Genomic DNA, 25,113 nt, shown 5'->3' with positions numbered 1-25,113 from the left:
GCGTGCTATCCGCCGTCGGGCCGCCGGATACGGATCAGCGCGCCGTTACCGTGTCCCCGCACCTCCTCCTGGTACATCATCTCCGCGTAGGCGGCGGGCTGGACGAACTGTCCCGGGACCTGGGGCCGGAGCCGGAAGGCGAACTCGTAGGTGCCCTTGGGCAGGGTCTCGTAGTAGAACGCCACGCGGTCGTCCAGGCGCGCCACGTGGGCCGGCGCCAGTGTCAGTGGCCGGCCGGGCGTGGCCTCCGGCGGGGCGGTGTCCAGCTCGGGGTTCAGCGGTTCCATGCCCGCGGCGAGGGGGACGACCACCGCCACGTGGTGACGCTCCTCCGGGTTGACCAGCGTGAGTCGGTCTTCCACGACGTCGCCCACGGTGAAGTCGACGGCCGTCCCGGCGGTGTCCAGTGCGACCCGTCGGTCGGCGGTGTCGTCGCCGCCCACCCGTACGAGGCTGCGCTCCACCACGAAGCCGTGGCTCTGCGCGGCCACCCGGTCGCCGCGTTGGAGGGGCACGTACCGGCTCTGCGCCATCACGGCCAGGCTGCGCCCGTCACCCAGCGCGGGGGCGCTCAGGCTCACTTGTCCGGGCGAGGGCAGCGGCGTCGCAGTGACGGGGCGGTTGCCGCCCACGCGGATCGTCCTGCTGGTGTTATCCCACTGCGCGGAGACCGTGACCGGCCGGGTCGCCGATTCCCCGGCGAGGAGGAAGTCGTTCAGGGCGAGGATGGCCTCGGCATTGGCGTTGGTAGTGCCCCAGCCGTCGTCCCGTCCCAGGGTGACCAGGGCATCGGCCAGGATCCGCTCGCGCTCGCCGCTGCCGGGCACGGCGCTGGCGGCACGCAGGGTCTGCGCGACGGTGCGCGTCTCCGAGGGCAGGATCAGCGGCGAGTCCTGGGTCTGGCGGTCCTTGAGCCCGGCGTAGACGGTGTTGCCGTGACGCAGCTTGAAGATCAGCCCGTCCCACAGGGTCTCCTCCAGGCGCTTCAGCACCGCCGGGCTCGGATCCTGTTCGCCGGCCAGCGCCCGGGTGACGTGGGCGAGCGCCTCCTGGGGCAGGAACTGGGTGCGCCGCGCCAGCTCGGCGGCGTAGCCGGCGTCCAGGTCGCCGCCCCGGGCGAGGGCGGTCAGCGCCATCGAGCGCTCGGTGTAGCTGTCGAGGAAGTGGCTGTAGTCCCCGCGCAGGGCGCGTCGCAGGGCGCTGCGCACGCGCTCGCGCAGGGCCGGTTCCACGCGGTAGCCGGCATCGTCCGCCTCCAGCAGGAACAGGTAGGTCCACGCGGTGAGGCCCACCTGGCCGTCACCGCTGCCGGGCCAGAAGGTGACGTAGCCGTCCTCGCGGACCACCTCGTCCAGGTAGGCCAGGGTATTGCGCACGTGCCGGTCGATCAGTGTGGTCGCGGTGTCCGGGCGCAGCAGGCCTAGCAGCTCGTTCGCCGCCAGCAGGCCGCGGGCGCGGCTGATCCGCTGCTCGGTGCAGGCATGGGGGTAGGCAAGCAGGTAATCGAGCCCCGCGGCCATGCGCACCAGCCCGGGCCGGTCGGCGAGTACCAGCGTGCGGCGCAGGCTGCCCGGGCGGACCGGGGTCCCGAGTGCCGGGACGTCGAAGGCGGCCCCGCCGCCGAGCTCGCCGGTCTGGCGAACGGTCAGGGGGCGCCGGTCCGGGCGGACGGGCAGGTCCACCTGGAAGCCGTCGCCGACGCCGTCGGCCGCCCGTTCCACGCCGAGGGTGACGTGCGCGCCGGGCACGTCGCCGGGGTCGTCCGGCCAGCGCTCAGGCAGGGGTACGGCGACGTCGTAGCTCAGTCGCCGGGTGCCGGTGTCCGGCCAGGTAAAGGTCTGCGACGCGGGGCCGTCCAGGCGCAGGCCGTCCACGTCGAGCGCGGCACGTCCCTCGCCGGCCTCGCCCTCGACGATGCGGGCAACGGCGGACAGGGCGAAGCGGTCACCGTAGCGCACGAAACGCGGAAGTGCCGGCTGGACGATAACGGGCAGACGCACGGAGATCCGGCCAGTGCCGTGGCCGAAACGGTCGCCGTCGCCGACGGCCTCGGCGCGCACCATGAAGTTGGTGAGGTTGTCCGGCAGCTCGATGCGCACCGTCGCCGTGCCGCCCTTGCCCACCCGCAGCGTGGGCTCGAAGTAGGGCACGCTGCGGAAGTCCTTGCGGAGGCTGACCCGGTCCAGCAGCTTGCGCGCGCTCGCGGCCTCCCGGCCCGCCTCGCCGCCGCCGGGCGTCTCGCGGAAGGGCAGGTAGCCGACCACCCGGTTGCGGGTGTCGCGGATGGCGGTGCGCACCGGTCGTTCGCGGATGAACGCGGGGAGGGGGTCCAGGGGCTGCTCCTCGCCCAGGGCCAGCACGGCCTGGTCCACGAGCCACAGGGTCACCTCGCCGGAGACCGGGTCGCCGTCGCGGTCCGTGAGCCTGACGGTCATCTCTACGGTGTCCCCCGGCCGGGCGTTGTCGGGATGATCCAGTGCCACGTCGATGCGGTGGTCGGCGGTGGAGACGTCCACCCGGGTGGTCGCCGCCATCATGACCGGTTTGCCGAGATCCAGGCCCGCCCGGTCGAACCGCGGCGCGCCGTCGAGACGGCCGCGCATGAGCACGAAGTGGACCGGGATGCCGGGCATGAAGGTCCGCTGAATGGGCAGCTCGTAGGTGCCCTTGCCGTTGTGGACGGGCACCCAGTCGTAGCGGTTGCGGCCGTCGGGCAGCTCGACGACGGCGAGTGCGCGGGCCTCGGCGAACGGGCTCTCCAGCACCAGGGTGGCGGTCTCGCCGGGGGCGTAGCTGTCGCTGGCCGTGCGTACCGTGAACGTCTCCGACGGGGCCTGTGGCCAGGTAGCGCGCTCGCTGCCGTCGTTGAAGAGATCGAGACGGACCGTCTGCAGCCGCCCGAGGGTGTCCCGGGCGGAGAGCTCCACGATGTAGACGCCGGTGTCGTCGAGCGGCAGGTCGAAGTCCGTCGGTGCCTCGCCGCTGGTGAACGTGCGTTCCAGCAGGGTCTCGTCGATGACCTCGGTCTCGTATTCGGGCTCGCCGCTGGTGAAGTCGCTGGCCTGCAGGTGCGCCGCCCAGCGGCGCTTGATCAGCCGCAGCGTGACGTCCCTGCCGGCGAGCAGGTCGCCGTCCGCTCCCGCGACCAGGAAGGCGCCCTTCAGGCGCTCGGCGTCCTCCAGATAGCGCGGTGCCTTCAGGCCCAGGGCGAAGGGGGGCAGGGCCAGGACGTCGGCGGTGTCGGTCACGGTCTGGTCGTCGGCGCCCACCACGGTGGCCTCGACGACGTAGCGCCGCGGCTGGGCACTCGGCTCCAGCGCCGGGTCCACCTGGATGCTGGCGAAGCCCTTGTCGTCGGTGGTGCCTTCCCGCGTCAGCGTGGGCCGGGACCGGAACTCGCCGATGCCCGAGAAGCGCGCGTCGGTGGAGTAGACGAAGCCCTCCCGCTCCGCGGGCGTCCAGCGGTAGGGGAACTGCGTGACCCGCCAGTGCACCGGGCGCTGGCGGGCGACACCGCCAGCGTAGTACTCGGCAACGAGGTCGACTTTGAACGGCCGGTCCAGCGGGGCTTTGCCGGGGGCGCTGGCACGCACCTCGAAGCGCGGAATCCGGTAGGCCTCCTTGCGCACCGTGACCTCGGCGCAGCGCCGCGCCCGCTCGCCGGGGGGCTGGAGCTCGGCGGCGATGCGGTATGCCCCGGTGGCCTCGGTCTTCTCGTTGAAGCGGTGATAGAAGCCGCCGGCCGGCGTGCGCCCGGGGTGGTAGCGCCATTCGCTGCCGTCGGGCCCGGTGACCACCAGCGTTACCGCCGCATCCCGGTTCTCGATCCGGCCGCGGTGCACCCGGCGCATGAAGCCCTTGATGTGAACGGGTTCGTCCGGGCGGTAAACGGGGCGTTCGGTGAACAGGTGGCAGCGCCACTGGGGCTCGGGCCGGCGACGACTGGCGTGGCCGGTCCAGGACAGCCAGTTCCGGTCGGTGCCGAAGTGGTTGTCGAAATAGCGCTTCGGCGGATCGGCACGGGGGTCGATGACCAGGGTATCGTCGCCGTTGGAGACGATCAGCCGCTGTGGCGGGCCGTACAGCCGGCTCGGGCGGGGAGACCAGTCGAGGGCGCCGTCCCCGTCGGTGCGGCCGTCCACCACCGTGTCCAGCAGCCGGTCGTCGCCGCGGGCGCGGGTCTGCACGCGAACCCGGGCGCCGGGCACGGGCTTGCCGGAGTCCAGCGAGGTGACCACGAAGTGCACGCGGTCCTCGGCCTCCACCACCGTGAGCGAGAGGTCGGTGACCTGGACGCGCACCCACTGGCGCTCGCTGCCCGCACCCAGCCGCCGGACGCCCACCAGGTAGGTGCCCGGACCCGTCTCGCCGGCGAGACGGCGCAGCCGGGGCTGGAGGTCGAGGCCGAAGCGGGCGGCCGGGTCGCCGTGCTCGAGAGGCAGGTCGACGATCTCGGAGATGCTGGGCGAGCCCAGGGTCGCGATCTGCGCGGCGACGTCGTTGCCCCGCAGGCGCGGGCCCCGGGCCGGCGCCTCGCCCGGGCCGGGGGGCATGGCGTCGTCGTCGACGCTGACCGGGCGGTCGCTGTAGGGCCAGAACTGCAGGTCCAGCGGGTCGATGGCGTGGATGCGCAGGTCGACGCGGGTGTCGCCGCGGCCGCGCAGGGGCAGCATCCGCGGCCCCTGGCGCTCCATGACCGCGCGTCCCTCGCCACGGTTGACGCGCAGAAAGTCCTCGCGGGCCGGGAACGCCAGGTACAGGCTGTTCACGCCGGTGGCCTGCAGCGGCCGTCCGTGGGTGTCCCGGAGATCGCCGGGGAGCAGGCTCAGGCGGTAGCGCGTGTCGGCGGCGAAGTCGCCGGTGATGCGCAGCTGCCGGCCGGCGAGGTGGTACTCCAGGTTGTCCACCGCGGGTTCGAAGCGCACGAGGTTGCGTCCCAGCACGGGGCCCACGTCCCGGGGTTCCGCGGTGAAGCCGATCTCGATGGTCCGGTTGCCGGGGGCGCAGACCAGCGGATCGGAGGCGGCGTAGGTCACCCCGCCGGCGGTGGCCGCCCGCTGCTGGCCGGCGCAGCCGAGGCTCGCCGGGCGGAACGACTGGCGGGTGGAGAAGGTGACGGTCTGCATCGCCTGGTCGGGGCGGTCGTCCAGGGACAGGCGCAGCCGCACCAGCGCCTTGCGCCCGGCGGGGATGGGTTCGCGGAGGCGCAGCACGTAGTCCACCGGCGCGTCGCGCCCGGCCCGTTCGGTGCGTTTGATGGTGAAGTCGTCCGCGCCCAGCGTGCGCAGCGGCTCCGGCTCGATACCCGGCAGGGCTCGCACCTCGATGGAGACCATCTGCTCCAGGGCGTCGATGTCCACCGGATCGCGGAAGCGCAGCGACAGGGTATCCACCGGCGCAAGGTCGTCGCTGCCATCCGTGGGCCGGGTCTCGATGGCCGGGGCCATGAGCGTCGCCAGGCGGTGGCTGTCGCCCTCGAAGCGCCAGGTGAACGCCGAGAGGGCGGGCCAGGGCTCCGCGGGGCGGAACTGGAGGGTGTGTGCGTCCAGCCAGGTGTAGGCTCCCGGGTGCGCCGGGGAGACGGTGACGTACTCGCCCGGGTGGGCCTCCGGGCCGCCGTCCTCCGGCCCGCGGGCGGCGTCGAAGAACAGGGTGACCGGGTCCCAGCGGCGCAGGAAGTCCCCGGGCACGATCACGGCGCCGTCGGGTCTGGCGGGTGGTGCGGCCGCGGCCGCGGCCGCGGCCGGGGCCAGCGCCTGGCAGATCAGCAGCGCGGCCAGTGCCAGAAACAGCCGGTCGCGCCAACGTCGGTTCGCCGTAGTGCTCATTCCTTGCCTGCCAGTTGTCTGTAGCGTTCCCTGACCCGTTCCGGTGGGCCGTCGTCGGGCAGCTGCGTGCCCACCAGCGCCGAGCGCACCAGTGCCGGGGATTCGTCCCGGGGCAGATGGGCGATCAGGTAGTAGCGCCCGGGCCCGAGCCGGTGCATTTGCGCGATGCCGTCGCCGAGCTGCCGGCCCCGGGCGTCGACCAGGGTGCCGCGGATCGACTCACGGTCGGTCTTGAGACCGAGCCCCACGGTGCGTGGCTGCCGGAGCTCGAAGGTGAAGGCCCGGCTCTCCCCGGGGCCCAGCCGCACGGGCGCTCCCAGCCCGGCGGGCATCGGCGTGGGAGTGGTCAGCCACCGCTCCGGCGCGGTGCCCATGGCGCGCAGTCGCGTTTCGCCGGCCGGGAGCAGGGCGTCGATGCCGGCCGTCGTGTCGAGCCAGTGCAGGCGGGTACGGCCATCCGGCCGTTCCAGGGCGAGCAGTGTCGGGCGGCTGGCGCGCAGGCTCAGCAGCGACGGCGCCCGCGGCGCCAGCCGTTCGGTGTGCCGCCAGCCCGTCAGGCTGCCGTCGGGGGCGGTCAGCCAGACCCCGAACGGCGCATCCGCGTGGGTCACCTGTAGCGTGCCCGGGCCGGCGACCGTGACGCTGCCCGGGCCGTCGACGGCGGGGCCGGTGCGGCCGTCGTCGCGGACGAAGCGGGCGCCGCGCACCGCGCCGTGCACCTGAACCCGGCCTTCGGCGCCCGCCAGTAGCGTGACCGGCAGAGACAGGGTGCCGCTGAAGGTGGGGCCCAGGCGCAGGTAGTCGCCCGGGGCCAGCTGCCGGTCGCCGGCCGCGGACGCCCAGCGGAGTGCGACCGTTTCGGCCTCGTCGCCGGGATTGGCCAGCCAGATTGTGCCGACGTTGCTCCGGGTGTGGCGCGTGCCGGCGTTGTCACCGGTCCACAGGAGCCGCTCGATGGCCCCGTCGCGGGCAAGGATGCCGGCGATACCGGCGGGCGCGGTGAGCGCGATGTCGGCGGCACCGGCGGGGCCGGTCACCTTCACCGCCGTGCCGGCCGGCAGCGTGAGCTGGGTGCTGCCCGGCGTCACAGTGGCCGGATCGCCGGTGGCGAGGGCGTGCGCGCTGACGGTCACGGGGGCGTCGCCTCTGCCGTCCGCCAGGCGCAGGGCCAGCCCGCGGTCGCCGGGTGTCGCGCCGGGGAGCGCCACGGTCAGGGCGCTGCGGCCACTCGCGGTGGCGGCGACGGTGCGACCGGGTGAATACGCCCGCAGCTCCGGCGTGTGCGCCGCGCTCACGGCGGTCCAGATCCTGAGCCGTTCCGCCCCGGCCGTGCCGACGGGCAGCGGCAGGGAGGTGTCCGAGGAGGCGGGGATGGTCCGCACTGTCGCCGGCACCAGCGATACCGGTTCGGCGTCGAGGGTTCCGGCGCCCGGCGGCGCCAGCAGCCATACCGGACGATCCCGGGCCGGGATCCAGCCCTCCCGGACCTCCCGGAAGGTACCACCAGGGCCGGCCCACAGGAGACCGTCCCGGCGCTCCGCGGTGTGTAACGGCCCCGGATGTGCCGCGAGCGCTAGCCCCAGCGCCGCGTTGGTGCCGTCCAGCGGCGTGAGCCGCCAGTCGCGCGGGTCGCTGCCATCCGGGGCGTCGCTGTCCCGTGCGTCCAGGCGCAGGGCCACGTCGACACCCGCCGCCGCTGTCTCCAGGGTCCATACCCGGAGGCGGTAATCGTGGTCGAGGTCGCCCGCGGTGAGCACGGCGCCGCCACGGACCGTCCTGCCGGTGCGCGTGGCGACGGTCCGCCACGTATCGTCTTCCCGGCGTTCCAGCGCGACGCCGTGGGTGGCGCCGGACCGGCTTGCGAACACCAGCGGCAGGCCGTGGCGTGGCGCCGCGTCCGGCCCGGGCAGGTCGAGCGGGTAGACGTGAACGTCGCCGTCGGCGACGGTGAGGTCCGTGTCGGGGGTGCGGGCGTCTTCCGTGACCTCGCGGGGGGCATCCAGGGTCACCGTCGTCCGGTTGGCGTCGCCGGGGGCGGTGACGGCCAGCGCGTAGCGGCCGGCGGGGAGCTGGCGGCTTATCAGGAAGTTCCAGTCGTCGGGGCGGTCGTCGCCGAAGGCGATTCTGTTGCCGTCTGCGTCCAGCAGGGTGGCGGCCACGTCGCCCTCGCCGAGGGAGCCGATCTTCACGAGGCGGTCGCCGCCGAGGACGAACGGGACTGTGCCGGGCACGCCGATGTCGCGCTGCTGGCCCAGGGGCAGCTCCTGCGTGGCGAGGCGCACGCGGTAGTCGAGACGGTTGTCCGGGCGGCGGCTGCGTACCTCCAGCCGGTAGGCACCGGCGTCGAGCGCCAGCCAGCCCTCCCGGGACCCGTTGATGTCGGCCTGCGCCGGCCACCAGTCGCCGTCATCGCCGCGGCGGAGGAGGGCGGCGTCCATCTCTGCGGGTAGATCCAGGCGGACGTGCATGGCTGCCGCGAGGTCGAACCGCCACCGGTCCGGCGTCCGCGGCGCGGCCTCGTCCGCCGGCTCCATCCACGTGTGTTCCCGGGGCCGGTTCAGGGGTAGCGGGTGCGGGCCGTGTCCGGTCAGCGGCGGTGCCGGCCGGTCCGTGCGCTCGACGGTGACCACGGCGCGGGAGGGTACGCTCTGGGGCAGCACGGTGAGGGTGTGCTGGCCCGGGTGAAGGGTGAGCGACAGTGGGGTCTGCCGGCCGGGCCGGATCACGGGCCAGCCGTCCGGGCCGGCGAGCTGGACGGCGAAGGGGCGTTTCAGCCCGCGGGCGCGAATGCGGTACTGGCCGGTTTCCGGGACGTCGAGGCGGTAGCGCACCGCTTCGCCCGGCGCCACGGTGGTGCGCACGGCCCCGGTCAGCGGGATCGCGCCGGCGTCGCGCAGCGGGGCGCGTTCCAGGGACACGCCCAGGGCCCCGGCACTGCGGCCAGTGGCGTTCACGGTGAGCTGGTAGTCGCCGCTGCCGAGATAGCGCTGAATGAGGAAGTTGCGGCCGATGCCGTTCTCGCGGCCGGCGGCGAGCCGCGTGACCGTGCGGGTCCGGAGCTCGCCGGCGGTGGCGAGGAGTCCGGTGGTCTCCAGCCGGTACAGGGCCGGGGTATCCACGGCCAGCCGGTAGATGGCCTGCTGCCGGCGATCGAGGGTGAGCCGCGCCGTCCGGCCGGGCGCCAGGGCCGGGAAGTCCGGCAACTGGCGCGCCACCGCGGCGCCGCTGACCGGTTTCAGCGGCGGCGGCGGGAGCTCGGGTCCCGGGGCCCAGCGCAGTAGGTAACGCACCGGCTCCGCGCCATCGTTGGTGATGTAGGCCGTTGTCCGGCCGTTCACCGTCAGGGACGGCTTCCCGGGGCCGTTCTCCGTGGTGGACAGGGGCAGGCGCTCGCCGGCGGGTGTCTCGGCGATGAGCGTCCGGCCGCGGCCGTCGGCCACCCGGAAGCGCCGCGTGCGGCCGGCGGACTGGGTCACCGGCAGGGGACTCTCCAGCGTGAGCGGCCAGGGCCGCACCGTGAGGCCGGAGCGGCCGTAATTGTAGCGGTTGGCCAGGACGTGGTCGTGGCGGCTCAGGGCGATGCCCTCGAACACGGCGCTCGCCTGTCGCGGCACCAGCTCGGGGGCGCCGAGGCTGTCCGGCGGAGCGGCGGTGTGGTGGAGCGAGACCTCGGCGATGCCGGCGTCGCCGTGGCGCGGGCGCATGGAGATGCGGTAGAAGCCCTTGACCAGGTCCCAGCGCGCCTCGGAGGCGACGTCCCAGCGGCTGCGGAAGTTGCGGGCGGCGGTGCGGTCGAGGGGCTCGACCCGCAGCTCCACGCTGGCCTTGGAATCCTCGTCGATCGTCGCGACGTAGGTGCCGTCCTCCTCGATCTCCACGAGGAGGTCTACGGTGTCCAGCAGGTTGAACCGGCGGCGCCACGCCTTCCTGGAGGACAGCTCGACCGCCCGTGCCGCCTTGACCTCCGGCCGGCCGCCCGGCGGGTCGTGGACGATGACCGCGGTGGCGTCTACGGCGTCCCGCGGGTCGCCGAGCGCCAGCGTGCCTACCCAGGCGCTGTCGGTGTCCCGGGGGATGGCATAGCGCGGCGCGTTGCGCAGGTAGGCGAGGTGGTACTCGGTGCCGGGGGCGCGCTCCACCATCACCAGCACATCCCGTGAACGGCCCGGGCCAGCATCGCCGGTGCGCACCGTGGTCTCCGGGTTCCGGCTGTCTGTGTCGATCCGTCCGCCGGTGCCGGGTCCGGGCTCATACGGCGAGCGGGCGTCGTCGTAGGCACTCACCCGCAGGCTGGCGGGCCGGGCCTCCGGCAGCTCGAGCTGGAAGACGTTGGCGTCCGTATGCAGGCGGTAGCGATCGATGCCGAAGGGGCTGGCTTGCCGTGTCGACCAGGCGCCGGCGGGCAGCTCAGGGATGCCCATGCGCAGGTAAAGCGGCTCGGCGTCGGCATTGGTGGACCACGGGTTGCCGGGCCCGCCGTATGCCGTCAGCCGGTACAGCCCCGGGGTCAGGCGCGTGTGGATGCGGCGCACCTCCAGCGGCTGCCCCGTAACGGGCTCGCGTACCGCCGCTGTCGGCTCGGCCGCCACCAGCCAGCGGCCTTCGCGCCACAGCCTGAGGTCCGCCAGGTAGCGGCCGCCCGCCTCCACGTTGATGGTGCGCGGCTCCGCGACCTTGATCCAGTAGGAACGGCGCTGGTAGTCCCGCAGCCGGGTCTCCACCAGGCGGCGTTCCGGCAGCCGCGGCAGGTCCGCACCGTTCTGCTCGTGGAAGGGGTGGACGGTGAGCCTGATCTCGCCGGTGCCGTTTTCCGCCCCGTTCAGGACGGCCTTGACGGTGCCGCGGTCGAGGAAGCGGTCGGCCCGTCCGGTCCGGGCGGGACCGGGGCCGGCCATTCGGTCGACCAGGCGTATCCCGACGGGCTGTTCACCGGTGGCCTCGAAGGCGTACCGGCCGAAGTGGTCGAGGTCGATGACCTGCTCGATCCGGGGCGAATGCGGATATGTCCGGCTGACCGGCTGGTCGCCCATGGACAGGTTCCGCTGTCCGTCAGCGGGTGCCGCAGACAGCACTGGCAGCACTGTCGCCAGCATGACCGCCGCCATGCCGGGGGCGGCGCGCCGCCGCGCCGGTGCCTTTACCCGGGGGACCCGCCGGTGCCGCCACCCGGGTCGCGTGCGATCTGCCTCTCCCACCCGTACGTCCCCTGTCGTGGTGTATTCATCCCGCCCCCGGTAGCCGAATATACACGAACTGCTCTACGTATCGTGGCGTTGGCGGTATGTCGCGTGAACGTGCCCTACGCCACGTGACCAGACAGGGAGGCGTCCGGCCTGATCGGAGGGCGTTGCCCGGACGGTAACGTCACGTCAGGAGGGGGCGACGGGGAGCAGCACGCGCGGGCCGCGCGCGATCGCCTCCAGCGGCCGGGGTGGCGAGAACAGAAAACCCTGCAGCAGACCGCAGCCGAAGCGTTGCAGTGCTTCATGCTGGGCCGTGGTTTCGACGCCTTCAGCGACCACCTCTATGCCGAGGTGCCGGGCCATGTGGGCGACGGCCTCGACGATGGCGGCATTGCCCCGGCTTTCGTTGATGTCACGGATGAAGCCGCGGTCGAGCTTGACCTTGGTGATGGGCAGGTCACGCAGGTAGCTCAGGCTGGAGTAGCCGGTGCCGAAGTCGTCTATGGCCACGCGCACGCCCATCGCGCGCAGCTCGTCCAGCAGCGCTATGGCCTGATCGGCACCGGAGAGCAGCACGCTCTCGGTGACCTCGACCTCCAGCGCTTCGCCCTCGATGCCGTTATCGGCCAGCGCCGTGCGCACCATGTCCAGGAATCCCGTGCGCCGGAACTGGATCGGTGAGAGGTTCACCGCGACCGGGACGTCGAGCCCGCCGTTCCGCCGCTGCCCGGCCAGGTCGCGGCATGCCTGGCGCAGCACCCAGGTGCCGATGTCCACGATCTGGCCGGTGGTCTCTGCCAGCGGAATGAACTCGCCGGGACCGAGCAGGCCCCGTTCGGGATGACGCCAGCGCACCAGTGCTTCGAGACTGCGGACTTCGCCGGTATCCGCGGCGACGATGGGCTGGTAGTGGAGTTCCAGCTGGTCCTCCGCGATGGCCTGCTGGAGCTCGCGGCGGAGAACCACATAGTCGCGAACCGGCGAGGCCACTTCCGCCGAGTACCATTGCCATGTATTGCGGCCGATCTGTTTGGCCTCGCGCATCGCGGCTTCGGCGTTGCCGAGCAGCGCTTCCTTGTCCTCGCCGCTGTAGTCCGTGGATGCGGCGCCGATGCTCGCGCTGATCTGCAGCGGATGGCCGGTGATGTTCTCGAAGGGGGTGGCGAGTGCGTCGAGCAGCCTTTCGATCAGGCGTATGCCCACACGGGTGCTGTTCCTGCCCGGGACCGCGATCGCGAAGCCGTCGCCGGACAGGCGGGCGATCATGGCGTTCACGTCCGCTATTTCACCCAACCGCTGCGAGACGGAGAGGAGCAGCCGGTTGCCGGCCTCGTAGCCGGCGCCGGCGTTTACCTGGCTGAACCCGTCCAGGTCGATGTGCAGCAGCAGGGCATGGTCCAGACGGGACAGCTCCTGGATCAGGGCCTCACGGGTGAGTAGTCCGGTCAGGCGGTCGTGCGTGGCCTGGTAGGCGAGCTGAGCCCGGCTTTCCCGCTCTCGTGTGACGTCCTGCTGGATGCCGATGAAATGGGTGCAGCGCTGCTGTTCATCGAAGACGGCCGTCAGCGACAGGCGGTTCCAGAAGGCCTGTCCCCCCTTGCGGTAGTTGCGCAAGGTGATCTGGACGTCCCGGTGCGTGGACAGGGCGTCGCGTATCCGTTCGATGTCCGCCGGGTCGGTGTCCGCACCCTGCAGAAACCGGCAGTTGTGGCCGATGGCCTCGTCGCGGGTGTACCCGGTGATGTGGGTGAAGGCCGGGTTTACGTAGACCATCGGCAGCCCGGGGCTTTGCGCGTCGACCATGACGACACCGTTCGAGCTGGCCTCGATGCCGCGCTGAAGCAGCCGGAGCTCCTCGTCCCGGGCCCGGCGTTCGGTAATGTCGCGGCAGATTCCGTAGACCCCGACGACGTTGCCGTCGACGACAATGGGCAGGTTGGTCATTTCAACCGGGTACTGGCGGCCGTCGGGGTGCATGCCGCTGGTTTCGTAGTGCTGGCTGACGCCGCGGGCGGCCAGGTCGAAGTGCCGTTCGGTGAGCGCACGGTATTCCGGGGTCACGAATTCGTTGAAATGACGGCCGACCAGACCCGCCCGGCGAAAGCCGGTGATGTGCTCCATGGCGGCGTTGCAGTGGAGGAAATTACCGTCGAGGTCGAATTCGCATACGCCGTCGGGATGGTGGAAGAACAGCGACTGGTGACGCTGCTCCGTGGCCTGGTGCCGCCGCCGGTCGTCGTGGCGCGCCATTGCCAGTGCCACCAGCCTCGCCGCGCGCTCGATCTCCCGGCGCGCGGTCCGGGAGGGGGATCGGGGACGGTCGTAGTAGACGGCGAAGGTGCCGATCAGTGTGCCGTCGTCGCCCAGAATCGGCACCGACCAGCAGGCCTGCAGGCCGGCCTGGCGGGCGACGTGGCGGTAGCCAGTCCAGGCGGGGTCCGTGTCGATGTCCCGGGTGATGACGGTTTCACGCAGGTAGGCGGCACGGCCGCAGGTTCCGGTATCCGGGGCAACCGGGAGATGGTTCAGGGCGGCCTCGCACCACTGCGGAAACGGCGACTGCCCGGTCAGGCTGAGCGTGTTCGAGTCCGGGTCGTAACGCATGATGGACACCCGGGCCCCGGGCAACGCCTCCTCGGCCATGGCCACGATGGCGGTAAAGATCTGTTCAAGCGGGGCCTGCTCCGCGATGCGGTCATGCACGGCCTGTCGGAGGTCAAGCGTCGAGGACACTCGGGGCACGGTGATGATCCATCAATGTCGACATTGGACGTATTTTATACAATACGTGACTGATGTCACATAAGTTGCGGGATTATACCTCCAACCAAGCGTGGGTAGGTCTGTTTCCTCATTCCCAGTACAGATCCTCGACGACTATTGCCGGGATCGGAGCGTCCCGCCATACCCCCCTGAGGCCGCGCCGGTGTATCGAGTGCTGCGGCTTCATGTACAGGAAGACGTTCACGGCGTCGTCGGCGAGCATTCGCTGGGCGCGTGCGAGTAATGCGTCGCGTGCGGCCGTTTCCTGGGTGCGCTGGACCTGGCGCCACAGGGCGCGGAATTCAGGGTTGTCATAATTGAAATAGTAGTCACGGCGGGCGTAGATGCCGATGTCCATGGGCTCGACGTGGGAGACCAGCGTGAGGTCGTAGTTGGCGTCCTGGAAGACCTGCTCCAGCCACTCCCCCCAGCTCAGCCGCTCAACGGTGATGTTGATTCCCACGGCCTCCAGGTTGCTCGCGATGTGCAGCCCGCCGCGTTCGGCATAGATCGGCGGGGGGAGCCGCAGCGTGAGTGACAGGCCGTCGGCGTAGCCGGCATCGGCAAGCAGTTCGCGGGCGCGTTGCGGGTCGTAGGGGTAGCGGCCGGTCAGATCGATGTATGCCGGGTGGCGCGGCGAGAAGTGGCTGCCGATGGGCGTCGGCGAGACCCCGCGGTAGATGGACAGGAGCTCGTCCTTGTCGATGGCGTGGGAGATCGCCCGCCGCACCCGCCGGTCGGCCAGTGCGGGGTTGGCGTGGTTCATCGCGAGAATGACCTCGCCCTCGCTCTCGCCCTTCAGGACTTCGTAGTCGCCCCTTAGCGCGAGCTGCACATGGATGGGCAGCGGGCTGACGTCGGAGTGCAGGTCGACGCGTCCCTCGCTGAGGCTGTTCTCCAGCTCCAGACGGTTGGCGGTGAAGGTGAAGGTCGCCCGCCTCATCGGTGGCTGATCGCCCCAGTAGCCGTCGAAGCGCTGTAGCTCCACCGCACCCCCGTCCCAGGGCATGACGCGGTAGGGGCCGGTACCGACGGGTGCGGTCAGGTTGGAGTGGACGCTGTCCGGATGGACGATGACCGCGGCGGCCAGTCCCAGGCGGAAGGGCAGCAGTGAGTCCGGATAGCGCAGATGCAGGCGGACGCGGTACGGCCCGGCGGTCTCCACACGCTCGATGGCCTGGTAGAGCTGGCGCTGCGGGTTGCCGGCCTCGGGATCGAGCAGCCGGTTCAGGCTGTAGCGTACGACCTCGGAGTCGAAGTGGCTTCCGTCGTGGAAGCGCACGCCCTTGCGCAGACGCAATAGCAGCTCCCGCCCGTCGTCGCTGACGCGCCATGCGGTCGCGAGGCAGGGTTTCACCTCGCCGTGGCGGTTGATCCGGGTGAGTCCCTGGAAGACGTTGAGGTGCGTGACCTCCGCGGTACTGGCCGAGGCGGTTCGGGTGGGATCGAGGTGTGGCGGTCGGAGCTGGCGGTCGATCGTCACACTGTCCGGCGGACCCGCGCTGCCGGCAGTGATGTGGCCGAATGCCAGCACCACGGCGAACAGCACGTAATGGGGCCATTTCATTGCGTTGTCTCCTGGTCGTCCGCACGGAGCGGGCGTATGACGGTCCGGTTGCGTCCGGCGCGCTTGGCGGCATAGAGGGATTCGTCCGCCGCCTTGAGCGTCCGGGCGGCGTCTCCGCCGGGGAGCCGGGGGGCGATGCCGACACTGATAGTGAGCTCGACCGTATCGTCGCCGACGTGCACGGGTTGCGCGGCGAGCTGCCGGCGCAGACGCTCGAGCAGGGAACGGGTGTGTTCCGGAGACAGCCCTGAGGCGAGGACGGCGAACTCCTCGCCGCCATAACGCGCGAGGTACATCGACTCGGGGAGCAGGTACCGCATCTGCTCGGCGACGTGGATGAGGACACGGTCGCCGGTGTCGTGGCCGTGGGTGTCGTTCACCTCCTTGAAGTGATCGATATCGATCATCGCCAGACACAGCGGTGCTGCGGGATCGCGCTCGAAGGTCTCGTAGAGCGCGTGCTCGAAGTGCCGGCGGTTGTGGAGTCCGGTGAGCGCGTCCCGTGTCGCGTGGAACTGGAGTTCCTCGTTCATCTGCGTGATGCGCCGCTCGTTGGCGGTGATGCGCTCGACGTACCGCCGCACGGCAAGCCCCATGCTGGCGATCTCGTCGTGTCCGCGGATGACGATGTCCTGCGGGGTCGGCCTTGGCAGACGCATGACCCGCTGCATTCGCGTCAACCGTCCCACGACGGAATACTGGACGAAGGTGACGATCAGGACGAGCACAACCATGACCACCGCCGCCGCGATCATCAGCCAGCGCTCGTGGCGGACGACGTCCGCATTCAGTGCCTTGACGGTCTGGCGCATCTCTTCGCGGATGGCGGCGACATGGTAGGCCACGGCGACCTCGAGATGGCGTGAGAGCGCCCGGTTCTCCTGGAGCACATCGGCGAGTCTGGATTCCACCTCGCCGAGCCGGCGAAGCACCGCGGGGGACGGGGTTTCGCTATTCCTTACGCGGTTCCAGAGCTCGATCCGCTGGGCGACGAGACGGTCCAGCGTGCTCAGGTTCTCCTGCAGCTGTCCGCGGTTGTGCCGGATATCGGCGAGTTGCCGGGCGGAGGGACGCAACGCATAGAGCTCGGTGGTGAGACGGCCGATCCACTCGACCCGGTCCTGGATCTCGAACATTGCCTGACGGCGCCGGAACTGGCTGTCCGCGAGCAGCAGCATGGCCCCACTCGCGACGAGGCTCTCCGCCTGCTGCTGCAGCAGGTTCGCCGTCATCAGCCCCTCGGTCTTCTCCTGGGCGAGGGCCGATACCGTGCGCCGGTATTCGGAGAACGCGTTCAGGGCCAGTGCCACGGCACCCACAGTCGCCACCGCCATGACCACACTCAACGCCAGGGAGCGGGCAGTCAGCCCGCCCCAGCGCCATCCTGGCGGATTCCGGGGGCGCGGCGCCCTCGGGCTGGATTCCTCCTCCCCCAATCCCTTGCCCCTTTGTTCTCATTTATACTGCTTGAGTGTAACCATATTCGTGCAAGGCATTGTAGACATCGTCTCCCGCGACGGTATCCCGCCCATACGCGCTATGTCCCCTGGATGTTGTGACATATCCCGCACGGGGTCGAGTCCTGCCGGTCGGGTACACCCGGGGTGTCGCAGTGGGGAAAGCGGCGGCGGCACTGCGGCCGCGGCTCGGATGACGCAGGTCAACCTCATCACCGCGGGCGCGGGTATGCTTCGGGGGGAACATCGGCCATCGGGAGATACGCATGCAGTCGCTGCCGCATCATTACCTGGTTCGTTCCTCCGGCGAGGCGGAGGGGACCGTCGCTGTTTCCGCTGAGGGGCTCGGGACCATTCCCACCGCGCCGCCGGAGGAGTTCGGCGGGCCCGGCGGATACTGGACGCCGGAGCACCTGTTCGTGGCGTCGATCGCGGACTGCTTCGTCCTGTCGTTCCGTGCCGTCGCCCGTGCGTCGCGGCTGGAGTGGCGGCATCTGGCCTGCGACGTGGACGCGGAGCTCGATCGCCCGGACCGCGCCCTGCGCTTCACGCGGGTGACGTTGCGTCCGCGGCTCGAGATCGCCGATGACGGCAACCGCAATGCGGCGCTGCGATGCCTCGAGAAGGCCGAGCGCGCGTGCCTGATCACCAATTCCCTCGACTGCGAGGTCACGCTGGAGCCCCGGGTCGACGTGCAGACCGGCGCCTAGGCCATGAGGGCGGTCGGGCGGGTCGCCCGGGGCCCTTCATATCCGAACCAGGCCGGGTGTGTCCCACGGCACGCCCCGGTCGTGCGTGGTTCGCGCTGATCATCCCCGTCGTCATTCTTATCACCCGTGCTGGCTGGCGTCCGGGGGCGGCAATACCTACGAGCAGTGTGGTTCCCCGATCCGGGCTGTCGGACCAACACTTTGTGATCTTAATCACAGAGTGTTGACGGAATGCGTCGGTCGAGGTGAAATTACATACATCAAATAAATAAACAAGAAAGCCCACCCGGGGTAGTTGGTGCGCGCCGCCATCGTCTCGTGCCCGATCCTCCCCACCGAACCGGACTGACGACACGACATGAGCTACAACCTCCCTTCGGGCGTTCCACGTCCGCACGGCCGGAGACTGAACCGGTACGGCGATAACGGTGTGTCCGGTGACAGCCGGAGTCCCTGCCGGCTGGAAGAGGCCCGAGCGGACTGCCTCAGCCTGGCGGCCCGGGTGTGCCCGGGCCGCCGTTTCGCGACGATCGGCCTGGTTGCGATCGCGTTGGGCGTCTCTGCCGGTGCCTATGGCGCCGGCGGTCACGGCGGTGCCGGCGCGGGAAGCTCTCCGATTCCCGGCGGAGCAGGTGGAACCTACGAGTCGCCGGCTGGTGCCGATGGGCATGTAGGTCACTGGCGCAATACCGGTGGTGGGGGCGGCGGTGGGGGCGGCCCCGGAGGCGGTTTGGGAGGGGCCGGAGCCAGCGGCGATGGCGGCAGTGGAGGTGACGGCGGTGACGGTGGCGTCCATGCGTATTCCGGGGCTGGCGCCGTTCCGGACGGGGACCTGACAGGCGGCGACGGCACCGATGGGCAAAACGGCAGCGGCGCCGGCGGCGGCGGTGGTGGTGGAGCCGGCGGTTACGGGATCGAGTATATCGGTAGCGGGGCCATTGCCGTGGATACCGGTCAGGACATACGTGGCGGAGACGGTGGAGACGGCGGCAATGGCGCGGGCGGTGGTAACGGCGGTGATGGAGGCATCGGGGTTCATCTGTCGACGGGGACCGTTCTCACCAATTCGGGCGCCATACGGGGCGGTGACGGCGGGATCCGGGGCAGAAGTTACTGGGGATACAACCGGGTCAACGGTGCCGGCGGTGCAGGCGTTGCCGGCAGCGGCATTGGCGTCGTCAATACCGGCACGATCTCCGGTGGCTCCGGTAAAGGCGCGCAGACCGCGGTGCGGTTCTCCGCGGGTACCAATGCCCTGGAGTTGCAGCAGGGCTCGCAGATCAACGGCGATGTCGTTGCGGACGGTGTCGACGACACGCTCATCCTCGGTGGTGGCGCTGACAGCACCTTCGACGTGGGCCAACTGGGCAGTGGCCGGCAATACCGGGGATTCGAACACCTGCGCAAGGAGGGTGGTGGTACCTGGACGCTTGCCGGCAGCAACGCCTTTACCGGCGACGTGACCGTGGCAGCGGGTGCGCTTGCCGGTGACACCGACACCTTAACGGGCGACATCACCAACAATGCCAGGGTGATCTTCGAACAGGGTGCCAATGGGTCCTATGCCGGTGACATGAGTGGTGGCGGCTCGCTGGAAAAGCGGGGCGCGGGCACGCTGACGCTTACCGGCGGCAACGCATACGCTGGTGGAACCACGGTTTCGGACGGACGCCTCGTCATGGGGTCGGCGGATAGCCTGGCCGACGCCACGGCCTATGTGGTCAACGGCGGCACGCTGGACCTCAGCGGCCATGATCTGACGGCGTCATCACTGACGGGGACTGACGGAACCGTCGCGGTGAGCAGCGCTACCCTCACCGTCGATCAGGTGGTGGACACCGTGTACGCGGGGACGATCACCGGCAACGGCGGTCTGCACAAGGCCGGTACCGGCGTGCTGACCCTGAGTGGTGACAGCACCCATACGGGTACCGCCGTGGTGAGCGATGGCCGTCTGGTGGTTAACGGCCGCATTCCGGGCGCGAAGACGACGGTGGAGCAGGGCGGCACGCTCGCCGGCTCCGGCACCGTCGGCACAACGTCGGTCGCGGACGGCGGGACCATGGCGCCGGGCAATTCCATTGGCGCACTGTCCGTCGACGGTGACTTCCACATTGCCGGTGGCGGCGTCTACAGCGTGGAAACCGACGCCGCGGGTAATGGCGACCGGCTCGTGATCAGCGGTACCGCGGCACTTGACGGCCGGCTGGTGATACGCCCCGGCGGCGGGGGCTATGGCGTGGCCACGGAGTATACGATCCTTACCGCGGATGGGGGCGTGCGCGGTACCTTCAACAGGGTCGACTCGACGCTCGCGTTCCTGACACCAGAGGTGCGCTACGGCGAGAATGATGTCGGACTCTCCCTCCTGCGCAACGACATCACGCTCTCCGACGTCGCGCGCACGGATAACCAGCGTGCCGTCAGCCGGGCGCTGGAGAGACAGGCCGGGCGTGCCGGTGGTGTGACCCCTATCATCGGCGCGGTCTATGGCATGAACGCCAGTGGCGCCCGCAAGGCGTATCGGGTGCTGAACGGTGTGCAGTACACCGCCCCCCAGATGGTAGCGCTACAGCAGGCCCAGCAGTTCAACGGTGTCGTCTCCGCGCGCATGAACGGTGCGGGTATGCTGGCGCCTGACCCCGGCATGGACATGCAGCCCTCCCTCGCCGGGGGCATGCCCTCGTGGGTGTTGCGCGAGAGCGCGGCGAATGCCCCGGCGGGTACCGGCGGGCCGGCGTCACGCGGTCTGTGGGCCCGGACCACCGGCAGCCGGGGCTATATCGACGGCACTGCCGAGGCGCCGGCCGCGGACTATCGGGCCAGGGCGCTCACCGTGGGCGCGGACACCCGGTGGAGCCCGACGGTCGTGCTCGGCATGGCGAGTGGCTATGCCCGCACCGACACGGATACGGAAGACGCTGGTTTCGATACCGACAGCGTTCACGTCGCCGGTTACGGCCGCTGGTCCCGGGGCATGGCCTATGTTGACGGTGTGGCGGGCGTGGCGCGCCATCGCACGGACGCCACCCGACAGGTGAATCTGGCCGGTGCGGGCGGCAGTGCGACGGCCGACTACGACGCGATCCAGTGGAGCGCTTCCGTGGAGGCCGGCCACAGGTTCGTCCAGCCGGGCGGAACAGCGGCGACGCCTTACGTGGGCCTCGGTTACGACCGCACCGATCGTGATGCCTTTACCGAAAGCGGTGCGGGAACGGCTAACCTCCGCGTCGAGGAGGAGGCCTTCACGTCCGTTCGCTCGCGGCTGGGTATCCGGATCAACGGCTCGTTTGACACCGATGGCGGGACATCGGTCACTCCGGCGTTCGGGCTCGGTTGGAGCCACGAATTCGGTGAGCGTAGTGCGGTCATGACGGCAAGCTTCGAGCGTGCTCCCGGAACGAGCTTCGCCGTTGAAGGCACGGAGCTCGAGCGCGACCGCCTGCTCGTTCACGGCGGGATCGGGGCGGACTACGCCAACGGCTCGTCGCTCAGGCTCCAGTACATGGGCAGCATCTCCGGCAGCGACCGGCATCACAGCCTTTCACTGACCTACCGCCTGCGCTGGTGAGTCCCCGGGGCGCGGCGGTGTCGGGGCTATGGAGCAGCGGGGTTGCGTCGGATACGATGAACCGGTGCATGGCGGAGCGCAGGGGGCGCTGAGCGGCATGCCAGGGACGGGGAGGTCGTGAGGCGGTGTTCCAAGGCCGTGACGCTCCGCTGTAGCCCGGGTTGGCGCCTTCGCGCGCCGTGTGGGTATCCGTCACCCGGCATGCCTGCCCCCGTGTCGCCGGGTCAGTGTCTCTCACTTCCGGATTTCCGTGCGTGACGTCCGCCGTGGGCGATACGTGGATGGCAGTCGATTACAGGGATGGTGCAGGGCATGAAGGGGTACTGGAGATGGATGGCCGCGGTAGTGATCGCCGCGGCCGTGGCGGGCCTGCTCGCCTGGCAGTGGTGGCAGGCGAATCACGATGCACTGCCCGCCGGCTTTGCAGGTGGTAACGGCCGCATCGAGGCGGTGGAGATCAACGTCGCCACCAAAACCGCCGGGCGGGTTCGCGAGATCGGCGCGGACGAGGGCGATTTCGTGACCAGCGGGGCGGTGCTTGCGCGCATGGACACGGCCACCCTCGAGGCGCAGCTCGGTGAGGCGCAGGCGCAATTGCGGCGCGCACGGGTGGGTGTCGAGACCGCCGGTAATCTGGTGAAGCAGCGCCGCGCCGAGCGCAGCGCGGCCGAAGCGGTCGTCGCACAGCGGCGTGCCGAGCAGGACGCCGCGAGACTGCGGCTTGGCCGTTCCGAGAACCTCGCCCCCAGGGGGGCCGTCCCCCAGGAGCGGCTCGATGACGACCGGGCCTCGTTCCAGGCGGCACGGGCCGCCGTGGCTGCCGCCGAGGCCCAGGTTGCCGCGGCGGAGGCGGCCGTGGGCGCCGCCGAGTCCGGCGTCATCGACGCCGAGGCGGCGGTCTCGGCAGCGCAGGCCACGGTCCAGCGTATCCGGGCCGATATCGACGACAGTGTGCTGACGTCCCCCACGGACGGCCGTATCCAGTATCGTGTCGCCGAGCCGGGCGAGGTTCTTGGGGCCGGCGGGCGGGTGCTCAACCTCGTCGACCTGACCAACGTGTACATGACCTTCTTCCTGCCCACCGCCGAGGCGGGCCGGGTGGCGATCGGGGCGGAGGCGCGTCTGGTGCTCGACGCCGCACCCCAGTACGTGATTCCCGCCACGGTCACGTTCGTGGCCGACGTGGCGCAGTTCACTCCCAAGACCGTCGAGACCGCAGAGGAACGCCAGAAGCTGATGTTCCGGGTCAAGGCGAGGATCGACCCGGAGCTCCTCCGTCAGCACATCACCCAGGTAAAGACCGGCCTGCCGGGCATGGCCTACGTGCGTCTGGATTCCGGTGCGGAGTGGCCTGCGCGGCTGCAGGCCGGGAGCCGTGAGTGAACACGCCGGATGACGGGTTCGCCGCGGCGGCCCGGCTGAGCGGCGTCAGCCTGCGCTACGGCGCCGTGACGGCGCTGGACGGTATCGATCTGACGCTGCCGGCCGGTGGCATGGCCGGCATCATCGGCCCGGACGGCGTGGGCAAGTCCAGTCTGCTGGCGCTCGTCGCCGGGGCCCGCCGGATCCAGCAGGGCCGGGTCGAGGTGCTGGGGGGCGATATCGCCGACGCCGCCTACCGCCGGGCCATGGGGCCGCGCATCGCGTATATGCCCCAGGGCCTGGGCAGAAACCTCTACCCCACGCTCTCGGTATTCGAAAACATCGACTTCTTCGGCCGCCTCTTCGGGCACGCCGGGAGCGAGCGCGAGCGCCGGATCGGCGAGCTGGTGTCGGGCATGGGCCTCGCGCCGTTCGTGAACCGGCCGGCGGGCAAGCTCTCCGGCGGCATGAAGCAGAAGCTCAGCCTGTGCTGTGCGCTGATACACGATCCGGACCTGCTCGTGCTCGACGAGCCCACCACCGGCGTCGACCCGCTGTCGCGCCGCCAGTTCTGGGAGCTGATCGACAGCATCCGCGGCGGGCGTCCCGGTATGAGCGTGATCGTCGCGACGGCGTACATGGAGGAAGCGGCCCGGTTCGACTGGCTCGCGGCGATGGACGCCGGCCGTGTTCTGGCCACCGGTGTCCCTCGGGAGCTGCTTTCAAGCACCGGTGCGGACACACTGGAGGAGGCGTTTATCGCGCTGCTGCCGGCGGAGCGGCGGCGTGGCCACCGGGCGGTCGAGATCCCGCCGCGGACCGCCGGCGACGACGATACGGTCGCGATCGAGGCGCAGGCACTGACCAAGCGTTTCGGTGGTTTCGTGGCCGTGGACCACGTGGATTTCCGCATTCACCGCGGCGAGATCTTCGGGTTCCTCGGCTCGAACGGCTGCGGCAAGACCACGACGATGAAGATGCTCACGGGCCTGCTGCCGGTCAGTGAGGGGCGCGCGTGGCTGTTCGGCCGCGGGGTTGACCCGCACGACATGGAGACCCGGCGCCGCGTGGGCTACATGTCCCAGAGCTTTTCGCTCTATACCGAGCTCACGGTGTGCCAGAATCTGGATCTGCACGCCCGGCTGTTCCGCCTCCCGCCGGAGACGGTGCCGGCCCGGATTGCCGAAATGCTGGAGCGCTTCGGGCTTGATGCTGTCGCCGACGTTCTCCCGGACCGTTTGCCGCTCGGGCAGCGCCAGCGCCTGTCGCTGGCAGTGGCGATGATCCACCGCCCGGAGATGCTGATCCTTGATGAACCCACCTCCGGGGTCGACCCGGTGGCCCGCGACGCGTTCTGGCGGGCACTCGTCGAGCTCTCCCGCCGGGACGGTGTGACTATCTTCATCTCCACGCATTTCATGAACGAGGCCGCGCGCTGCGACCGCATCTCGCTGATGCACGCGGGCCGCGTTCTGGTCAGCGATACGCCGGCGAACCTCCTTCGCGAACGGGGCACGGAGTCGCTGGAACAGGCGTTCATCGACTACCTGGAAGCGGCGGGTGGCGCCGGGGCGGAGGAGGCGTCCACCCCGGCGGAGTCGCCGTCGCCCGTCACCCAAGGCGGGCCATCCGGACAACGGGCCTTCGACCTGCAGCGCCTGTTCAGCTATGCGCGCCGGGAGAGCCTGGAGCTCCTGCGTGATCCCATACGCCTGATGCTCGCGGGGCTGGGCACCGTGATCCTCATGTTCGTGATGGGCTACGGCATCACCATGGATGTCGAGGACCTCAGTTTCGCGGTGCTGGACCGGGACCAGACCACGACGAGCCGTGATTACGCCCTCAACCTCTCGGGGTCGCGGTATTTCGTGGAGAAGGCGCCGATCGCCAGCTACGACGAGCTGGACCGGCGCATGCGCGACGGTGAGCTGAGCCTGGCGATCGAGATACCGCCGGGGTTCGCGCGTGACATCGCCCGGGGCAGGGATGTGCAGGTCGGTGCGTGGATCGACGGTGCCATGCCGTCCCGGGCGGAGACGGTACGCGGCTACGTGCAGGGCATGCATGCGGACTGGCTTGCCCGCAGGTCGGCGGCGTTCGGCGGTGATGCGGCATCCGGGCAGTTCGGTATCGAGACGCGCTATCGCTATAATCCGGACGTGAAAAGCCTGGTGGCGATGGTGCCGGCGATGATCCCGCTGCTGCTGATACTCATCCCGGCGATGCTGACGGCACTGAGCGTCGTCCGGGAGAAGGAGCTCGGCTCGATCGTCAACCTGTACGTGACGCCGGTGACCCGCCTGGAGTTCCTGCTCGGCAAGCAGCTTCCCTATATCGCGCTGGCGATGCTCAATTTTCTGCTGCTCACGCTGCTGGCCGAGGCCGTTTTCGGCGTGACACTGACCGGCAGCTTCCTGACCCTCGCGGTGGCGACGCTGGTGTACGTCACCGCCACGACCGCCATGGGCCTGGTGATATCCACCTTCATGCGCAGCCAGATCGCGGCGTTGTTCGGCACCGCGATCCTGACCATGCTACCGGCCGTGCAGTTCTCCGGGCTCATGGATCCGGTGTCCTCGCTGCAGGGACTGGGTGCGGTGATCGGGCACGCCTATCCGATGACGCACTACCTCACCATTGCCCGGGGGACGTTTTCCAAGGCACTGGATTTC

At 70.4% G+C, this 25,113-nt stretch carries 9 protein-coding genes; 4 read left to right on the top strand and 5 right to left on the bottom strand.

What is annotated here, in order from left to right; translation table 11 throughout:
* Window positions 1-5: 5 nt before the first annotated feature.
* The 5 genes from G7A99_RS06360 to G7A99_RS06340 form a co-directional block, all read right to left on the bottom strand.
* Entirely contained in the window at window positions 6-5,828 is a 5,823-nt protein-coding gene (locus tag G7A99_RS06360; RefSeq protein ID WP_163139242.1) for an MG2 domain-containing protein, read from the bottom strand.
* Complete coding sequence (locus G7A99_RS06355; protein ID WP_163139241.1) at window positions 5,825-10,858, bottom strand: hypothetical protein; 5,034 nt, start codon at window positions 10,856-10,858, stop codon at window positions 5,825-5,827. The genes G7A99_RS06360 and G7A99_RS06355 overlap by 4 nt, the downstream gene beginning before the upstream one ends.
* Before the next feature lie 339 nt (window positions 10,859-11,197).
* Window positions 11,198-13,714, bottom strand: coding sequence for an EAL domain-containing protein (locus tag G7A99_RS06350; protein ID WP_240466138.1), 2,517 nt, complete (start codon window positions 13,712-13,714; stop codon window positions 11,198-11,200).
* A gap of 148 nt (window positions 13,715-13,862) precedes the next feature.
* Window positions 13,863-15,341, bottom strand: a complete 1,479-nt coding sequence (locus G7A99_RS06345; protein WP_018717063.1) for an ABC transporter substrate-binding protein — start codon at window positions 15,339-15,341, stop codon at window positions 13,863-13,865.
* Entirely contained in the window at window positions 15,338-16,675 is a 1,338-nt protein-coding gene (locus G7A99_RS06340; protein WP_163139240.1) for a diguanylate cyclase, read from the bottom strand. Before G7A99_RS06340 ends, G7A99_RS06345 begins: the two co-directional genes overlap by 4 nt.
* Before the next feature lie 389 nt (window positions 16,676-17,064).
* Between G7A99_RS06340 and G7A99_RS06335 the strand changes: the two genes are divergently transcribed.
* From G7A99_RS06335 to rbbA, 4 genes are all read left to right on the top strand, one after another.
* Window positions 17,065-17,508, top strand: a complete 444-nt coding sequence (locus G7A99_RS06335; protein ID WP_163139239.1) for an OsmC family protein — start codon at window positions 17,065-17,067, stop codon at window positions 17,506-17,508.
* 730 nt (window positions 17,509-18,238) lie between these two features.
* Complete coding sequence (locus tag G7A99_RS06330) at window positions 18,239-21,079, top strand: autotransporter domain-containing protein (protein WP_205599754.1); 2,841 nt, start codon at window positions 18,239-18,241, stop codon at window positions 21,077-21,079.
* Between the two features lie 333 nt (window positions 21,080-21,412).
* Window positions 21,413-22,462, top strand: a complete 1,050-nt coding sequence (locus G7A99_RS06325) for an HlyD family secretion protein (RefSeq protein WP_240466134.1) — start codon at window positions 21,413-21,415, stop codon at window positions 22,460-22,462.
* Window positions 22,459-25,113, top strand: a 2,655-nt coding sequence (gene rbbA / locus G7A99_RS06320; RefSeq protein WP_163139236.1) for a ribosome-associated ATPase/putative transporter RbbA, incomplete at its 3' end; no start/stop codon positions are given. The genes G7A99_RS06325 and rbbA, both read left to right, overlap by 4 nt.

The organism is Arhodomonas sp. KWT, assembly GCF_010993615.1.
Note: the sequence above shows the minus strand (reverse complement) of the source record. Positions and strands in the feature narration are given on the sequence as shown.

Coding starts and splice junctions, on each gene's coding strand:
- G7A99_RS06335 (WP_163139239.1), top strand. CDS start 17,065: ATGCAGTCGCTGCCGCATCATTACCTGGTTCGTTCCTCCGGCGAGGCG.
- G7A99_RS06325 (WP_240466134.1), top strand. CDS start 21,413: ATGGCCGCGGTAGTGATCGCCGCGGCCGTGGCGGGCCTGCTCGCCTGG.
- G7A99_RS06355 (WP_163139241.1), bottom strand. CDS start 10,858: ATGGGCGACCAGCCGGTCAGCCGGACATATCCGCATTCGCCCCGGATC.
- G7A99_RS06340 (WP_163139240.1), bottom strand. CDS start 16,675: ATGGCGGTGGCGACTGTGGGTGCCGTGGCACTGGCCCTGAACGCGTTC.
- G7A99_RS06360 (WP_163139242.1), bottom strand. CDS start 5,828: ATGAGCACTACGGCGAACCGACGTTGGCGCGACCGGCTGTTTCTGGCA.
- G7A99_RS06345 (WP_018717063.1), bottom strand. CDS start 15,341: ATGAAATGGCCCCATTACGTGCTGTTCGCCGTGGTGCTGGCATTCGGC.